17 protein-coding genes, 1 tRNA gene and 1 other RNA gene are annotated in these 14,322 nt (G+C 62.0%); 16 read left to right on the forward strand and 3 right to left on the reverse strand.

What is annotated here, in order from left to right:
• The first annotated feature begins 232 nt into the window (after window positions 1–232).
• Genes ABEA23_RS09395 through smpB form a run of 11 tightly spaced genes read left to right on the forward strand, consistent with a single transcriptional unit; the run spans window position 233 to window position 8,984 of the window.
• Window positions 233–1,450 carry a TadA family conjugal transfer-associated ATPase gene (locus ABEA23_RS09395; RefSeq protein ID WP_345477767.1) on the forward strand — a complete coding sequence of 406 codons (1,218 nt, stop codon included), beginning with the start codon at window positions 233–235 and terminating at the stop codon, window positions 1,448–1,450.
• A 14-nt stretch (window positions 1,451–1,464) separates the two neighbouring features.
• Window positions 1,465–2,319: a type II secretion system F family protein gene (locus ABEA23_RS09400; RefSeq protein WP_345478662.1), complete on the forward strand. Its 855-nt coding sequence runs from the start codon at window positions 1,465–1,467 to the stop codon at window positions 2,317–2,319.
• On the forward strand, window positions 2,316–3,236 hold the full coding sequence (locus tag ABEA23_RS09405) for a type II secretion system F family protein (protein WP_345477768.1): 921 nt from the start codon (window positions 2,316–2,318) through the stop codon (window positions 3,234–3,236). Before ABEA23_RS09400 ends, ABEA23_RS09405 begins: the two co-directional genes overlap by 4 nt.
• 45 nt (window positions 3,237–3,281) lie before the next feature.
• Window positions 3,282–3,470: a hypothetical protein gene (locus tag ABEA23_RS09410; protein ID WP_345477769.1), complete on the forward strand. Its 189-nt coding sequence runs from the start codon at window positions 3,282–3,284 to the stop codon at window positions 3,468–3,470.
• Window positions 3,445–3,855, forward strand: coding sequence for a TadE family protein (locus ABEA23_RS09415; RefSeq protein WP_345477770.1), 411 nt, complete (start codon window positions 3,445–3,447; stop codon window positions 3,853–3,855). The genes ABEA23_RS09410 and ABEA23_RS09415 overlap by 26 nt, the downstream gene beginning before the upstream one ends.
• Complete coding sequence (locus ABEA23_RS09420; protein ID WP_345477771.1) at window positions 3,842–4,303, forward strand: hypothetical protein; 462 nt, start codon at window positions 3,842–3,844, stop codon at window positions 4,301–4,303. Before ABEA23_RS09415 ends, ABEA23_RS09420 begins: the two co-directional genes overlap by 14 nt.
• Window positions 4,300–4,743: a pilus assembly protein TadG-related protein gene (locus ABEA23_RS09425; RefSeq protein ID WP_345477772.1), complete on the forward strand. Its 444-nt coding sequence runs from the start codon at window positions 4,300–4,302 to the stop codon at window positions 4,741–4,743. Before ABEA23_RS09420 ends, ABEA23_RS09425 begins: the two co-directional genes overlap by 4 nt.
• Before the next feature lie 60 nt (window positions 4,744–4,803).
• Window positions 4,804–5,916: a peptide chain release factor 2 gene (prfB, locus tag ABEA23_RS09430; RefSeq protein ID WP_345477773.1), complete on the forward strand. Its 1,113-nt coding sequence runs from the start codon at window positions 4,804–4,806 to the stop codon at window positions 5,914–5,916.
• Between the two features lie 6 nt (window positions 5,917–5,922).
• Window positions 5,923–7,515 (forward strand): cell division ATP-binding protein FtsE, encoded by a 1,593-nt coding sequence (gene ftsE, locus ABEA23_RS09435; protein WP_345477774.1) that lies wholly within the window; start codon window positions 5,923–5,925, stop codon window positions 7,513–7,515.
• Window positions 7,512–8,429, forward strand: a complete 918-nt coding sequence (gene ftsX, locus ABEA23_RS09440) for a permease-like cell division protein FtsX (RefSeq protein ID WP_233722120.1) — start codon at window positions 7,512–7,514, stop codon at window positions 8,427–8,429. Before ftsE ends, ftsX begins: the two co-directional genes overlap by 4 nt.
• A gap of 54 nt (window positions 8,430–8,483) precedes the next feature.
• Window positions 8,484–8,984 (forward strand): SsrA-binding protein SmpB, encoded by a 501-nt coding sequence (gene smpB / locus ABEA23_RS09445; protein WP_345477775.1) that lies wholly within the window; start codon window positions 8,484–8,486, stop codon window positions 8,982–8,984.
• Between the two features lie 58 nt (window positions 8,985–9,042).
• Here the strand turns inward: smpB and ABEA23_RS09450 are convergent, their stop codons facing one another.
• Both ABEA23_RS09450 and ffs read right to left on the reverse strand, forming a co-directional pair.
• Entirely contained in the window at window positions 9,043–9,534 is a 492-nt protein-coding gene (locus tag ABEA23_RS09450) for a DUF6480 family protein (protein ID WP_345477776.1), read from the reverse strand.
• Between the two features lie 141 nt (window positions 9,535–9,675).
• Window positions 9,676–9,772: signal recognition particle sRNA small type (gene ffs / locus ABEA23_RS09455), an RNA gene on the reverse strand.
• 78 nt (window positions 9,773–9,850) lie between these two features.
• Between ffs and ABEA23_RS09460 the strand changes: the two genes are divergently transcribed.
• The 4 genes from ABEA23_RS09460 (at window position 9,851) to ABEA23_RS09475 (ending at window position 12,304) form a co-directional block, all read left to right on the forward strand.
• On the forward strand, window positions 9,851–10,657 hold the full coding sequence (locus ABEA23_RS09460) for a tyrosine-protein phosphatase (RefSeq protein WP_345477777.1): 807 nt from the start codon (window positions 9,851–9,853) through the stop codon (window positions 10,655–10,657).
• Between the two features lie 120 nt (window positions 10,658–10,777).
• Window positions 10,778–10,865: transfer RNA gene (locus tag ABEA23_RS09465), tRNA-Ser, on the forward strand.
• Window positions 10,866–11,035: 170 nt separating this feature from the next.
• The gene (locus ABEA23_RS09470) at window positions 11,036–11,590 is read left to right on the forward strand and encodes a hypothetical protein (protein ID WP_345477778.1); all 555 of its coding nucleotides are present in this window, start codon (window positions 11,036–11,038) and stop codon (window positions 11,588–11,590) included.
• Between the two features lie 54 nt (window positions 11,591–11,644).
• Window positions 11,645–12,304 (forward strand): thermonuclease family protein, encoded by a 660-nt coding sequence (locus tag ABEA23_RS09475; RefSeq protein ID WP_345477779.1) that lies wholly within the window; start codon window positions 11,645–11,647, stop codon window positions 12,302–12,304.
• 20 nt (window positions 12,305–12,324) lie between these two features.
• Here the strand turns inward: ABEA23_RS09475 and ABEA23_RS09480 are convergent, their stop codons facing one another.
• Complete coding sequence (locus tag ABEA23_RS09480) at window positions 12,325–12,729, reverse strand: hypothetical protein (RefSeq protein ID WP_233722119.1); 405 nt, start codon at window positions 12,727–12,729, stop codon at window positions 12,325–12,327.
• A gap of 225 nt (window positions 12,730–12,954) precedes the next feature.
• On the opposite strand from ABEA23_RS09480, the gene aceA reads away from it, so the two are divergent.
• Window positions 12,955–14,313, forward strand: coding sequence for an isocitrate lyase (aceA, locus tag ABEA23_RS09485; protein ID WP_345477780.1), 1,359 nt, complete (start codon window positions 12,955–12,957; stop codon window positions 14,311–14,313).
• Window positions 14,314–14,322 lie beyond the last annotated feature (9 nt).

The raw sequence follows: 14,322 nt of genomic DNA on the forward strand, positions 1-14,322 counted from the left end.
TAGAAAACACGGACTATATCGCTTAGCAGATTAGGCACTAAAGAACTCCCCGTGCTCGGAGGGATGGCCAACCTGTGGAAAAACTCGCGTTCTCCACAGCTTCGAAAAAGTGCTGGTGCCCTTCGCCCATGCTGGCTATCGTGGGGCTCGGGAGCGCCGGCCGCCGGTGTCTCTGATCGAACAAAGAAACACTGGGTCCAGGTTCAGTTCAGGGTACGGAAGGGTCTGCGTCGTGGACGCACTGGCAATCGTTGAGGACGAAGTTCGAGAACTCATTCGCGGCCGCGGTATTGATCCGGCGGATGACCCGTCTGGCGTGCGCGAAATTGTCGATACCGCCGTGGCCGAGTATGACCGTCGTGCCATCATTTCTGCCCTGCCGATGATTCACGACGTTCCGCAGGCTGTCCGGCGTATTTACGACGCTGTTGCGGGTTTTGGCGAATTGCAGCCGCTGCTAGACGACCCAGAGGTAGAAGAAGTCTGGATCAACGGGCCGAATGAAGTATTCGCTGCCAGATCCGGACGTTCAGAATTGACGTCAATTACGCTCTCTGAGACCCGTATCAAGGACTTGGTGGAGCGGATGCTCAAGAGCTCTGGCCGACGTCTTGATCTCTCGAGCCCCTTCGTCGATGCCGCACTTCCAGACGGGTCCAGGCTGCATGTGGTGATCCCCGACATCACTCGCCGCCATTGGGCGGTGAATATCCGGAAGTTCATCAGCCGGGCGTCCTCACTTGATGACTTGGTGAGGCTGGGGTCGCTGAGTCCTCTTGCAGCTGATTTCCTTTCCCAATGTGTCGCCGCTGGGATGAACGTTCTTGTATCAGGAAGCACAGGAGCCGGGAAGACGACCCTGCTGAACTGTCTTGCCAGTGCCATCGGTCCCCGCGAGCGCGTGGTGACTGTGGAGGAGATCTTCGAGCTACGCATCCCGCTTAGGGATGTGGTGGGGTTGCAGTCCCGTCAAGCCAATTTGGAAGGCGAGGGCGAGATCCCTCTACGGCGTCTTGTGAAAGAAGCGCTGCGGATGCGACCGGACAGACTGATAGTCGGGGAGGTGCGCGAGGCGGAGAGCCTGGACATGCTGATCGCTATGAACAGCGGCTTGCCCGGGGCGTGCACCATTCATGCGAATTCCGCGGTAGATGCGCTGACCAAGATATGCACCCTCCCGCTCTTGGCTGGCGAGAACATCTCGCGCAACTTCATCTTGCCCACAGTAGCCTCATGCATCGATCTCGTGGTGCACTGTGAGCGCGAACCGTCCGGTCGCCGGTACGTCGCTCAGATCTTGGGAGTAGGTTCTCGCGTTGAGGCGGAACTCATCGAGACCTCCGATCTATTCCACTGGGAGGACGGCAGTCTGCGGCCGCGGCCCGGTGCGGTCTTTGAACACCCACGTCTTCCGGCCCCGGCCCAGGCGCTGCTTCGGGGAACGTCATGAGCAGCACTTTCTGGATCGCACTGGCCCTGGGTGTCTCACTAGGTACTGGAGGCGTTCTGATCCTGCTTTCGTTCACACCGAAGACACCGCGGAAAAGGGTCTCCCCAGGGACCAGTCGATTGCGCAGACTGCTCGATGAAGCAGGTCAGTCCCGCCTTCCCGTCTCCGCGTTTCTCACCGCTGTGGTGCTTAGCGCGGGGGTCACTTTCTTCCTGGTGTATGCGCTGACCAGAGCTGCACCCATTGCAGCATGTTTGGCGATCTTTGCCTCCCTGGGCCCGTGGGCAGCACTGCGCTGGCAGGGCCGAAGACGCCGCGCACAGCTGGCCCAGGTTTGGCCCGATGTCGTAGATCATCTGCGCTCAGCCATTCGCTCTGGTCTCTCCCTGCCCGAGGGCCTGATTCAACTTAGCCACAGTGGACCTGAGCCGCTGCGGGCGCCCTTTGCCGAATTTGCCCGGGACTGGCGCGCCGGACAACCTATGGCAACGGCATTGGCGAAGCTGAAGGACAGGCTCGCTGATCCGGTGGGAGACCGGATCATTCTCGCGCTGCAGATTACGCGGGAATTGGGAGGATCGGACCTGGGCCGGCTGCTCAATACTCTTTCAGAGGTCCTGCGCGATGCCGCCAAAACCCGAAGCGAACTTGAGGCGCGACAATCCTGGACCGTCAATGCGGCGAAACTCGCGGTCGCTGCGCCCTGGCTTGTGGTGTTGCTACTGGGGACCCAGCCGGCCGCAGCCGAGGCATACCGAGGCGCTCAGGGCATGCTTGTGCTCGGGGCTGGCCTTGTTGTTTCCCTGGTGTGCTATCGCATCATGCTTCGAATCGGGGCGCTGCCGCAGGAAGGTCGGGTGCTGGCATGACCGCGCCGCTGCTGTGGGCTATTGCTGCCGGTGTCGGGCTGGTGACACTGTTCTTCGCGTTGCCAGTCATGAACCAGCCGCGGTTGAAGGAGCGGGTAGCGCCCTATGTCGCTGGAGTGCTCGTATCGGCGCCTGAGCCCGCATACCGACCATTGCAGATCAGTGGAGCCGCCCGTATCTTCGCCCCGCTGGCGGCTGCAGCGGTGTCCCAACTGGACCGGTTCAGTCTGAATACGGATCAGCTGCGCCGGCGCCTGCGCCATGCAGATATGAACCTCAGCGTCAGCGACTATCGCTTACAGCAAGTCCTCTGCGCCGCTGCAGGCGTGGTCATTGCCCTTATGCTCAATGTCTTGATGCTCCTGGCGGGTAATGGGAGTGTGCTTTTCGCCGCGTTCAGTGTGCCCGTCACAGCAGTGTGCGGTGTGCTCCTTCGTGACTATCTGCTCTCCGAGCGAGTATCCCGGCGTCGAAAGCGAATGCTGACAGAATTTCCCACCATCGCCGAACTGCTCGCCCTGGCGGTGAGCGCCGGAGAGAGCGCCCCCGGTGCCTTTGAGCGTATTGGGCGAAGTTCCACAGGACTGTTGGCGGCGGAACTAAGCGCTGTGATTCAACAAACGCGGACTGGCGAGAGCTTCGGTACCGCAGTCAGGAACCTGAACCAGAGGATAGAAGCCGCCCCCATTGCCAGATTTCTCGAGGGCATTCTCATCGCCCTTGAACGAGGAACACCGCTGGCTGAGGTGATGCGGGCGCAGGCGGCGGATGTCCGGGAACTGTCCAAACGGGAACTGATGGAAGCGGCAGGGAGAAAAGAGATCGCCATGCTGGTGCCGCTGGTCTTCGGGATCCTTCCGCTGACTGTGATTTTCGCGGTCTACCCCGGCTTGGAGCTGCTTTCGATTGGCTTATGACCTATATCCCTACTGGACACGTCACGATAAGAAACGGAGAACTCCATGAATACACCACCATCTCACCTGCTGACGTCGCTGCTGCGAAGCCTCCACCGCGAAGAGCGAGGGGATGTTCCAGGCTGGGTGATGATCACGCTCATGTCAGCGGTGCTGGTCGCGGGCCTGCTTGCCATCGCTCAGCCGGCGCTGTCTGGTCTGTTCAATGATGCGATTAACCAAGTCGCGCCCTAGAGAAGCCGGCCACGCTTCCGAGCAGGGTTCCGCACCAGCAGAGTTCACCATGGTTGCGGGCCTCCTCGTCATGCTGTGCCTGATTGTTATCCAGTTCGCCGGGATGATTCACGTGCGCAACACACTCATTGACGCCGCATCCACCGGTGCTCGTTTCGGAGCGCTGGCCGACCGCACAGCAGAAGACGGCGTGGAGCGCACACATCAGCTCATCACGTCCGCAGTATCAGGCCGCTACGTCCAAGACATCAGCCACTCCTACTCCAGCGAGAACGGGGAGGGCCGGATCTTGGAGATTAGAGTCCGGGCGCAGGTACCGGTGCTCGGCGTCTTAGGCGGTTTAGGTGAGGTGGAGGTGTCAGGCAGTGCCTATGAGTTCCCGTGATGCTCTCCTGCGACCGCCCTTGCCCCGATACTCCGACGCCGGGGAAGAGGGCTCAGCGATCATTGAATTCATTGCGCTCGCCACACTGCTGCTCATTCCGGCTGTCTGGTTCCTGGTAGCAGTGGCGCAGATTCAGGCTGCCTCGTATGCGGCAGTGGGTGCATCTGATCAAGCAGCAAAAATGTACGTCACCACTGAGGGGCCGACCGCTGTGCGCGCGGCGCGCAGTGAAGCCGCCGTGTCCCGAGCGCTGCAGGACTTCGGCATCGATCCCGACCAGGCCGATATCACTCAGCACTGCCCGGAAGGCTGCGATACCGCTGGAGCGCCAGTGGGCTTCTCCGTGGAGATCCGCGTCCCTCTGCCGCTGATCCCTGAATTCGGCGGATGGGAACACCGGCTGGTCACAGTCAGCGCCACCTCCGCCCATGTGCAGGACGGAATATGAGTCCTCCTGCCAGGAATCCGCGGAGAATCGAGGGCGAATCTGGGCAGATCAGCGTGCTCGTCCTTGGAATGGTCCTGATTGTCCTGATGCTCACCGCTGTGATCTTTGGGGCAACCCGGGTCAATCTCGAAGCCCGCAAACTGTTCTCCACAGCAGATGGCGCGGCGACGGCTGCGGCCGCCAGCATTGAGCCCGGGTACAGCATCCAGGCGCCCGCTGAGGCTCAACTGCAGGCAGCCGTCGAGGATCACCTAGCGGTCACTGGCGCACACCAGAACCACTACCGGTTGCACGTGGTGAGAACCTGGGCCAGCGACGACGGTGAGACCGTCCACGTGGAACTGGCAGCGGAAGCGGAATTACCTGTGCTGCGGTGGATCATGCCCGCTGGTGTGCCCGTCGTCGCTGACTCCCATGCCCGAGTCACCATCAACCGCTGAGCCGCCCAGTGGGCTGTCCTCCCCACAGAACGTGGCCCAGACCGGTACTGTAGTGACGTTATGGCAGAGACAGATTTCCCCACCGAGCTCAGCGAGCTGCGCTCCACCCTGCGCCGGATCACTGACGTCATCGACGTCGCCGCCCTCACCAAAGAGGTGGAAGACCTCGAGCAGCATGCCGCAGATCCCAATCTCTGGGACAACCAGGAGAACGCCCAGCGCGTGAACTCCCAGCTGAGCCACAAGCAGGCCCAGCTGCAGCGCATCACCAAACTGGGCACCCGCATCGAAGATGTTGAGCTCATGGCGGAGATGGCCAGAGAAGAAGGCGACGACGACGTCCTCGCCGACGCCGTCGATGAACTGGGCTCCATCCGCAAGGCGCTGGCAGCCCTGGAGATCGTCACACTGATGTCCGGCGAATACGACGAGCACGACGCCGTGGTCACCATCCGCGCCGGCGCAGGCGGTGTGGACGCCGCAGACTTCGCCGAAATGCTGCTGCGCATGTACACCCGCTGGGCCGAGCGCCGCGAATGGGACGTCAAAGTCTTAGACACCTCCTACGCCGAAGAAGCCGGACTGAAATCCGCGACCTTCGAGATCAAAGCCCCCTACGCCTTCGGCACACTCTCCGTGGAAGCCGGCACCCACCGTCTGGTGCGCATCAGCCCCTTCGACAACCAGGGCCGCCGCCAGACCAGCTTCGCGGCAGTGGAAGTCATTCCGCTGCTGGAAGGCACCGAGTCCGTGGAGATCGACGAAAACGACCTGAAGGTCGACGTCTTCCGCTCCTCCGGCCCCGGCGGACAGTCGGTCAACACCACCGACTCCGCAGTGCGCCTGACCCACCTGCCCACCGGCATCGTGGTCTCCATGCAGAACGAAAAATCCCAGATCCAGAACCGCGCCGCAGCCATGCGCGTGCTGGAGGCCCGGCTGCTGCTGCTGAAAAAGCAGGAAGAAGCCGCGGAGAAGAAGGAACTGGCCGGAGATATCAAAGCCTCCTGGGGCGACCAGATCCGTTCCTATGTGCTGCACCCCTACCAAATGGTCAAGGACCTGCGCAGCAACCACGAAGTCGGCAACGCCTCCTCCGTGCTCGACGGCGACCTCGACGGCTTCATCGACGCCGGCATCCGCTGGCGCTCCCAGGGCGGAGACGAGAGCTAACCGCTCATGATCCGCTTCGACCAGGTCTCCCGGTTCTACCAGTCGGGCGGCAAACCCGCGCTCGAAGACGTCACCGTGGAGTTCAACCGCGGCGACTTCGTCTTCCTCATCGGTGCCTCCGGCTCCGGCAAGTCCACGCTGCTGCGGATGATCCTGCGCGAAGGCCTGCCCCAGCGCGGAAAAATCACCGTCGCCGGCCAGAACCTGGCCCGCATGCTGGAACGCCGCGTACCCGAATACCGGCGAAGCATCGGCATGGTCTTTCAGGACTTCCGGCTGCTCCCGGATAAGACCGTCTACGAGAACGTGGCCTTCGCCATGCGAGTCATCGGCGCACCCCGCACCCAGATCCGCAAACGCGTCATGAAGATCCTCTCCCGCGTGGGACTGGAGAACCTGGCCAAGCGCTACCCGCATGAAATCTCCGGTGGCGAACAGCAGCGTGCAGCCATCGCACGCGCCATCGTCAACAGCCCAGCCATCCTGCTGGCCGATGAGCCCACCGGAAACCTCGACCCGCGCGCGGCAGAAGAGGTCATGAAGATCCTGCGCTGGATCAACGCCTCCGGCACCACTGTCATCATGGCCACCCACGACCGCGCCATCGTGGACCGCATGGCCCGCCGTGTGGTCCAGCTGCACCGCGGCAAACTGGTCCGCGACCAGCAGGACGGCAGCTATGACGCCCCCGAAGGCAGCTACGCCTGGGAACTGCTGACCAAAGAGCAGGAAGAATCCGGGCTGCGCGCCCACGACCCCGCACCCCTGCTCACCCAAGCCGTACCCATGGTGGCAGTCGGTGCAGCCGCTGAGCGCAGCCAACAACAGGGCACTGAACAGGGCAGCACAGACCAGGCCCGCGCTGACCAGAGCAGCACTGAGCGCAACAGCATTGAACACCCGCACGACGGCGAAGCTCGCGTTGAGCCCGAAGTGGCCCCTGAGGATCAGCGCGACACTGAGCCTATGGACTCCGCTGCGTCACTGGAGCATGAACCCGATCCAGCGCCGGAGGAGACCTCAGTGGCAGACGCGCCTGAGGCTGAACTCGAGCCGGAGCAGCCGATGGAGCCGCCAGCGGAGCAGGAAAGCGCCGAGGACTCCGCAGCAGCGTCTGCGGACAGCCACCGGGTGATCCCGCGTGAGTTCCGGGTGACCTGGCCAGAAGACGCCAGCGACGCCGACCCCATTGAATCCTCCTCTCCTGCGGGAGTCGACGCAGCCGATATGCCAGCGTTGGATGGCGAAGCCTTCGAGGAGAGTCCTGAGGCGACACCGCAGGAACCAGTGGAGACTACAGACGTTGCAGCTGATGAGCCTGAAACTGACGCGTTGACTCCCGTACCGCCGAAGCGGATCCCCGGGCCGCCATCACGCAGCACCACACAGTCCCGGCTGGCGTGGCTCTCCCAGTCTGAGGAGCCCCAGGGGGCCGAAACTGATAAGCCTGCGGCTAATGAGCCCGCAGGTGAAGCACGCCCCGAGGTGCCCAAACCGCGCGCCTCCGCATCTGAGGCGAGCTACAGCGATACCCGCCGCACGGCAGAGCAGCTGCGGGCATCCAAGCGCGGCATCTTCGGCAGGAGGGGCAGTCGGTGAGTCGATTCTTCTACCAGCTGGGGGAGACCCTCAGCTCACTGCGCAAAAACGTCGCCATGGTGGCTTCGGTGGTGCTGGTCACCTTCATCTCGCTGAGCTTTGTGGGCGCCGCCGCCCTGATGCAGATCCAGGTCAACCAGATGACCGATGACTTCTACGACCGCCTCGAGGTATCGGTCTTCCTGTGTACTGAAAGTTCCTCCGCCAGCGCCTGCCCCACCGGAGCCGTCACCGCAGACCAGCGCGAGAATATCGAGGAGATGCTCCAGAACGGAGCAGCGAGCCAGTATGTCTCCTCCTACCGGTACGAATCCCAGGACGAGGCGCTGCAGAACTACCTGGCCGCCCACGAGGACAGTGTCCGGGCGGCGTCAGTCACCGCTGAGGACATGCCCGAATCATTCCGCCTGCTGTTGCACGAACCGCAGGAATACCCGGTGGTCAGTGAGCTCTTTGCCGCAGTGCCAGGGGTGGAGAACGTGGCTGACCAGCAAGAAGTCCTGGAGTCCATCTTCGGGATTCTCAACGGGCTCACCGTCGTCGCGCTCATCATCGCAGCGGTGATGATCCTGTGCACAGTACTGCTGGTCTCCACAACTATCCGACTCTCGGCTTTCAGCAGGCGACGAGAGACCTCGATCATGCGCATGGTGGGGGCCTCGAAATCCATGATCCGCACGCCCTTCATTATGGAAGGGGTGATCGCCGCTGCTGCCGGTGCCGTGCTGGCCTGCGCGGCCACCTGGGTGATCGCCGAATTCATGCTGGGGCAGTGGCTGCCACAACAGGTCCCCGGCGTCGTCTTCATCTCTGCGCAGGACTCCTGGATTGTGATGCCGGGCCTGTTGCTGGTCGCTATTCTGCTCGCAGCGCTGTCCTCCTGGCTGACAGTGCGCCGCTACCTGCGTGTATAGTCGTCAATTACGTTTTCGCCCATCACAAGCAGCACCGCGTAGGAGGTGGCACCTGTGGCTAAGAAAAAGTCCAAGAACGACAAGGACCCGAATAATCACGTGGTGGCGCTGAACCGCCGCGCCCGGCATGACTACACCATCATTGACCGCTATGAAGCGGGCTTGGTGCTGACCGGTACGGAGGTGAAGTCCCTGCGCGAGGGCCAAGCCTCGCTGGTGGATGGGTTCGCCGCCTTTGATCGCAGTGATGAGCTGTGGCTGGAGCAGGTCCACATCCCGGAGTACCTCAACGGGACATGGACCAATCATTCTGCTCGACGCAAGCGCAAGCTGCTGCTCAACCGCAAGGAACTGATCAAGATCTCCCGGCAGATCGAGGACCCGGGAAACACCATCGTGCCGCTGAGCCTCTACTTTAAAGAGGGCAAAGCCAAAGTGGAGATCGGCATCGCACGCGGTAAGCGCGAGTTCGACAAGCGTCAGACACTGCGCGAAAAGCAGGATGCCCGCGAGGCCCAGCGCGCTATGCGCTACCGGAACCTGCAGGCATCCTGATCGATCTAGCTGGGCCTGGGCAGATCTACTGCGTTCTCACAGCACAGGCCGTGTGTGCTCAGCCCAGCAGACCGGCGATATAACCGACAAAAATCAGTCCCACCAAAATGACGATCGCCACCACCACAATGGTGATGACCATATTGGACTTCGGTGGCTTCGTGGGAGCCGACTGCGGCGGGCTTGCCGTGGCTGAGTTCGACGCAGGGGGAGTCTCCCCTGGCTGCGTCTGCTCAGAGCCGGGGTCGATATTGGGGTTGCGGCGTGTCTCATCGCGACCATAGCGCGCGCCCTCACTCTCATCCCCGACTGAAGCCGGTGGGGGAGTCTCAGAGTCACTCAACTCCTGCTCCTGCGGGGCAATGCCGTGACGCTCGGCCTCGTCCCGTTCCCGGACGTTCTGCCGCTGGGCGTCGTCGGGCATCTCCTGCGGTGCAGGCTGCGGATTTGAGTTCTCCGGCTGGCCCTCTTGGCGGCGGGCAGGATCCGAATTGCCCGAGGCCTGAGTCGATCCGAGATGCCGTGTGGTCCAGTCGCCTTCGCTAGCCATGATCATCACCTTCCCTGTGGCCGGCCGTGCGGTGACGGCCGGCGGTTGGCAGTGACTTCAGCGTAAACACTCAAGACTGCAGGTCGGGTCCACATAGCCTGGAAGAATCATCAGAGAACGCTCTGCGTGCGTTCATGGGCATGAAAGAGCCCCACGCGCACCTGCCAGAGCCCGCCTACCCTTGCTACCTTCCGGTCCTGGGGGAGTTCAGCAGGATGACACCACGCGTGGGGCCGGAGACCATGTTATCGCGGCCAGGCGCTCCTTGGCGAACTGGCCAGCTGTCGGAAGGGCGTACAAGGGTACGATGGCGGTGATGACGCAGACCACTGATTCTCACCTCGATTCCGCTGTCCTTCCGCTGGCGAACCTGCGTGACCTGGGCGGAATCCCGGTCAGCGGGGGAGTCCTGCGGGCCCGCGCACTCTGGCGCTCGGATGATCCGACCATCTCACCCCAGGAAGAGATCCAGTCGCTGGCCGGTCAAGGGTTGGCGGCAGTGATCGATCTGCGCTCCAGCCACGAGGTGCGTGCTTCACCGCATGCGCAGGCACCGCGGCTGGGAATCGCCCACCATCACCTGCCACTTGCCGAAGCAGCAGTGCATCCACTGGCGATGATCGAGGCAGCCGGGTCGATACAGTCCCCGCGGGATGTCGGGCACTGGTACGCCGGTCTGGTCCGCAACCACGTTCCAGAGGTGGTACAAGGGCTGCAGCTGATCAGCAGCACCGGCGGAGGAGTGCTCTTCCACTGCGCTGCAGGCAAGGACCGCACTGGCATTCTGGCAGGTGTGATTCTCACGCTCCTGGGCGCGGACCAAGACGTGATCGTTGAGGATTACGCCCACACGCAGGAGAACCTCATCGGAATCTTCACCCGTCTTCAGGCTGCCAGCTATACCCGCAGCAAACAGGGAGACATCGACGACGATGCTCGGCGCGCTGCGGAGTTCTTCGCCTCCGACCACCCGCTGCTCAGCGCAACCGCCGATTCTATGGAAGCGATGCTCACTGAACTTGGCGGCGCAGGCGGACTGATGGATCTGATCGCCCGTTACCAGGCCCCAGATCCCTTGGTGGAAGGGCTGCACGCGAAGCTGGTGACCTCCACCGGTCAGTAGGGGTCCCTCGCTTGAACAGCGGCCGGGATGCCGATTGGCACAAACCGCACCTTATCGGCTAGGCTATAGTCTGCTCTTGAGCAGGGAAATGAAGCATCATCTCCCCATTCGAGAGTGCTAGGTGACGTGTCCGAGCGGCCGAAGGAGCAACGCTGGAATCGTTGTGTACGGCAACCCCGTACCGTGGGTTCAAATCCCACCGTCACCGCCGATGATCTCCACTGGAGGTCGACGCCCCGGGTGCTAGCGCCCGGGGCGTTTTGGTATCCAGATGCAGGTACCCCACGTCAGTCAAGGTCCGCCTGTGGCGGCGCACTCCGGGCAATATCATTCTTCAGGCCGATGCCTGGCGCAGCGCTGGCCCGTAGCGTAGGCCCTATGGTGAATACACGGACTCCTGGCACATACCGTTTCAGCCGCGACCCCTGGGGACAGGCGGTGGTGAGCGGGGCCCTTTCCATCATTCCGGCGCGGAACTATCCCCGCTGGCTCCGCCGTGGAATCATCGCGGCTCCCGCTATTGCACTACCGGCGTTCAGTGCATGGGTAGCAACGTCACCAAGCGCCCAGCAGAAGATCGCAGCCTGGGCCGGCGGAGATTCATCTTCGGTGGGCGGTGCGGCCGATACCGAACCTGTTGCGCCAGAGGAGCCAGCAGAAGCTGAATCTGCCATCCGCGCGCTTACGCCGGTCTCGTTCGGGGCGCTTCTGGCTGTCACTGTCCCACTGGGCGCAGTGACGTCGGCGATGATGGCAGCAGGATTCTGGGCTGATGAAAAGATCGAAGCTGGCCTCCGGCAGCTGAAGGTTCCATTCCCCCGCCTGGTCATGGGCTGGGGCGCCGGAGCCCTGACCTGGTGGATGGTCAAGCAGGAAGTGGCCCAGGAGGAGAAGCAGGCACTGGAAGCACAGAAAGCGTCCACCGGAGAGTAGCCAGTCGGTGTCGACGCCCCTGCAGGTCAGTGCCGGTGGATAATCTTGGGGACCATGTCTACCAATCGGCATCTCCAGAAGACCATGAGGCGTCACGTCACCAGGGCTGCCCGTCGTGGCATTCGTCAGCGCAGGGCTGCTGCTGGCACAGCACGAGGCAAGCACAACCCTGCCGGAAGCCAGGGCATCTGGATGTGGTTCGGCGTCGTCGTGCTGGCCATTCTTGCCGCGGCAGTGATCAGCTGGATACAGCAGCGCGAACCAGCGGTACCCGATGGTTTCTCCGAAGATGCCCAAGCTGCGGTGCTGGAACGCGTCGTCGATGGCGACACGATCGTTGTGCGCATCGGAGGAACTGAGGAGCGGGTGCGGCTGCTCAATATCGACACCCCGGAAACGGTGCATCCGAATCGCCCGGTGGAATGCGGAGGCCCAGAAGCCAGCGAACACCTGAAAGACCTGCTCTCACCGGGTGACACTGTGATTCTAGAGTTCGACGAAGATCTGCGTGACCGCTACGACCGGCTGCTGGCCGGAGTGTACGCAGAGGGCGTGCTGGTCAATGCCGAGATGGCGGAAGCAGGCTGGGGTGAACCGGTGTACTTCGCCCCGAACGCGCGCTTCCTACCAGAGGTGGAAGAAGCCTGGGCACAAGCAGAGGCCGCCGGAGTGGGTCTGTTCTCCGACGGCCTCGACTGTGAACCCGCGCTCTGACGGGCCTGCTTTGTGCTGATTTAGGCGTTGGACTTCTTCCACCGGCGAGCCGCAATGAAGCTGCGTACCCCCAGGACCAGGTAGATCACCAGAACGATCACGGTGACAAGCGCGGAAATCACTGCCGCAGGTCGCTCTGCCTCGCCGGCGAAGAGCGCCGGCAGGCTCATCAGCGGCATGAACATTGCCAGGGCACCTAGAAGAGCCAGCAGCAACGCCATGTGAATGCCTGCCATCAGGTTCTTCTGTGCCACTGCGCCGCTGATCAGCAGCAGCACACCGATCAGTGACGGAATGAAAGCGGTCCAGTGCTGAGTGTCATTGGCGATCGAGGCGACATAGCCGATGATGCCGACGAGCACCAGGAGGCCTCCGGTCAGGAAGGTCAGCCGGGGCATCGGGCTCTTGTGGTACTGCGAGGTCATAGTCAGCTCCTTTAGTTGAGTCATAGGCTCAGAAGCCAGTCTACTTCTACGCCCCGTAGAAGAAGAGGTGACCGAAGTCACCGAGCGTGGTCACATTCGTGAGATCTTCTCAAATAGCGAAGAAATGCAAATCTTTGATCCAAATGTCCTGGTCTGAGGCTTGTCAGGGCGTCAAGACTGGAATTGTCCTCATCGACGCGGACGAGCGAATCAAAGGAGATTCACATGACCGAGACACTCAGCAAACCCACCCAGGACGCCACTGACACACCGGTGCTGCAGCCGGAAAGCCGTGATGTCTTCGAGCAGAAGGTTCAGGCCCTCCAGAAAGACTGGGACACCAATCCGCGCTGGGAGCACACCACCCGGGACTACACTCCGGAGGAAGTCGTCAAACTTCAGGGCACTGTCCAGGAGGAACAAACTCTGGCCAAGCGCGGAGCAGAGAAGCTCTGGGCGCAGCTGACCGAAGAGCATGCCGCCGGCAAATACACCAATTCCCTCGGCGCGCTCTCCGGCAATCAGGCCGTCAACTACGTCAAAGCTGGCCTGCGCGCCATCTACCTCTCCGGATGGCAGGTGGCAGGAGACGCCAATCTCTCCGGTCACACCTACCCCGACCAGTCGCTTTACCCGGCGAACTCGGTGCCGAATGTAGTTCGTCGTATTAATAATGCGCTGCTGCGTGCTGACCAGATCGAATACCTCGAAGGTGTGCGCACCGTGGAGGATTACCTGGTGCCGATCGTTGCCGATGCTGAGGCTGGTTTTGGTGGACCACTCAACGCCTACGAGCTGATGAAGCAGATGATCGGTGCCGGTGCCGCTGGCGTGCACTGGGAGGATCAGCTGGCTTCGGAGAAGAAGTGCGGCCACCTCGGGGGCAAGGTTCTGGTCCCCACGGCTCAGCACATCCGGACCCTACAGGCTGCACGGCTGGCAGCAGATGTGCACAATGTCTCCAGCTTGATCATCGCTCGCACCGACGCTGAGGCCGCCACCTTGATCACCTCAGATGTGGATGAGCGCGACATGCCCTTCATCACCGGTGAGCGCACCGCCGAGGGCTTTTACAAGGTCACCAACGGGTTGGAGCCCTGCATCGCCCGCGCCAAGGCCTATGCACCCTACTCCGATCTGATCTGGATGGAGACCGGCACTCCGGACCTTGAACTGGCCAAGAAATTCGCGGAGGCGGTCAAATCCAAGTTCCCCGATCAGATGCTGGCCTACAACTGCTCACCTTCCTTCAACTGGAAGAAGCACCTGGACGACGCCACTATTGCGAAGTTCCAAAATGAGCTGGGCCAGATGGGCTTCACCTTCCAGTTCATCACTCTGGCCGGCTTCCACTCGCTGAACTACGCGTCCTTCAACCTCGCCAAGGGGTACAAGGAAGAGCAGATGAAGGCTTACGTGGAGCTCCAGGAGGCCGAATTCGCCGCCGAGGCCGAGGGATATACCTCAACCCGCCATCAGCGCGAAGTGGGCACCGGCTACTTCGACGCGATCTCCACCACCCTCAACCCAGAATCCTCCACGGTGGCTCTGAAAGGCTCCACCGAAGAGGGCCAGTTCCACTAGAGCCGCAAG

The sequence above is a fragment of the Nesterenkonia rhizosphaerae genome (genome assembly GCF_039544555.1).
GTDB lineage: Bacteria > Actinomycetota > Actinomycetes > Actinomycetales > Micrococcaceae > Nesterenkonia > Nesterenkonia rhizosphaerae.

Bases quoted from the DNA above. Each gene is read 5' to 3' on its own strand.
- ABEA23_RS09405 (WP_345477768.1), top strand. From the start codon at position 2,316: ATGACCGCGCCGCTGCTGTGGGCTATTGCTGCCGGTGTCGGGCTGGTG.
- ABEA23_RS09410 (WP_345477769.1), top strand. From the start codon at position 3,282: ATGAATACACCACCATCTCACCTGCTGACGTCGCTGCTGCGAAGCCTC.
- ABEA23_RS09415 (WP_345477770.1), top strand. From the start codon at position 3,445: ATGCGATTAACCAAGTCGCGCCCTAGAGAAGCCGGCCACGCTTCCGAG.
- ABEA23_RS09420 (WP_345477771.1), top strand. From the start codon at position 3,842: ATGAGTTCCCGTGATGCTCTCCTGCGACCGCCCTTGCCCCGATACTCC.
- ABEA23_RS09425 (WP_345477772.1), top strand. From the start codon at position 4,300: ATGAGTCCTCCTGCCAGGAATCCGCGGAGAATCGAGGGCGAATCTGGG.
- prfB (WP_345477773.1), top strand. From the start codon at position 4,804: ATGGCAGAGACAGATTTCCCCACCGAGCTCAGCGAGCTGCGCTCCACC.
- ftsE (WP_345477774.1), top strand. From the start codon at position 5,923: ATGATCCGCTTCGACCAGGTCTCCCGGTTCTACCAGTCGGGCGGCAAA.
- ABEA23_RS09450 (WP_345477776.1), bottom strand. From the start codon at position 9,534: ATGGCTAGCGAAGGCGACTGGACCACACGGCATCTCGGATCGACTCAG.
- ABEA23_RS09460 (WP_345477777.1), top strand. From the start codon at position 9,851: ATGACGCAGACCACTGATTCTCACCTCGATTCCGCTGTCCTTCCGCTG.
- ABEA23_RS09470 (WP_345477778.1), top strand. From the start codon at position 11,036: ATGGTGAATACACGGACTCCTGGCACATACCGTTTCAGCCGCGACCCC.
- ABEA23_RS09475 (WP_345477779.1), top strand. From the start codon at position 11,645: ATGTCTACCAATCGGCATCTCCAGAAGACCATGAGGCGTCACGTCACC.
- ABEA23_RS09480 (WP_233722119.1), bottom strand. From the start codon at position 12,729: ATGACCTCGCAGTACCACAAGAGCCCGATGCCCCGGCTGACCTTCCTG.
- aceA (WP_345477780.1), top strand. From the start codon at position 12,955: ATGACCGAGACACTCAGCAAACCCACCCAGGACGCCACTGACACACCG.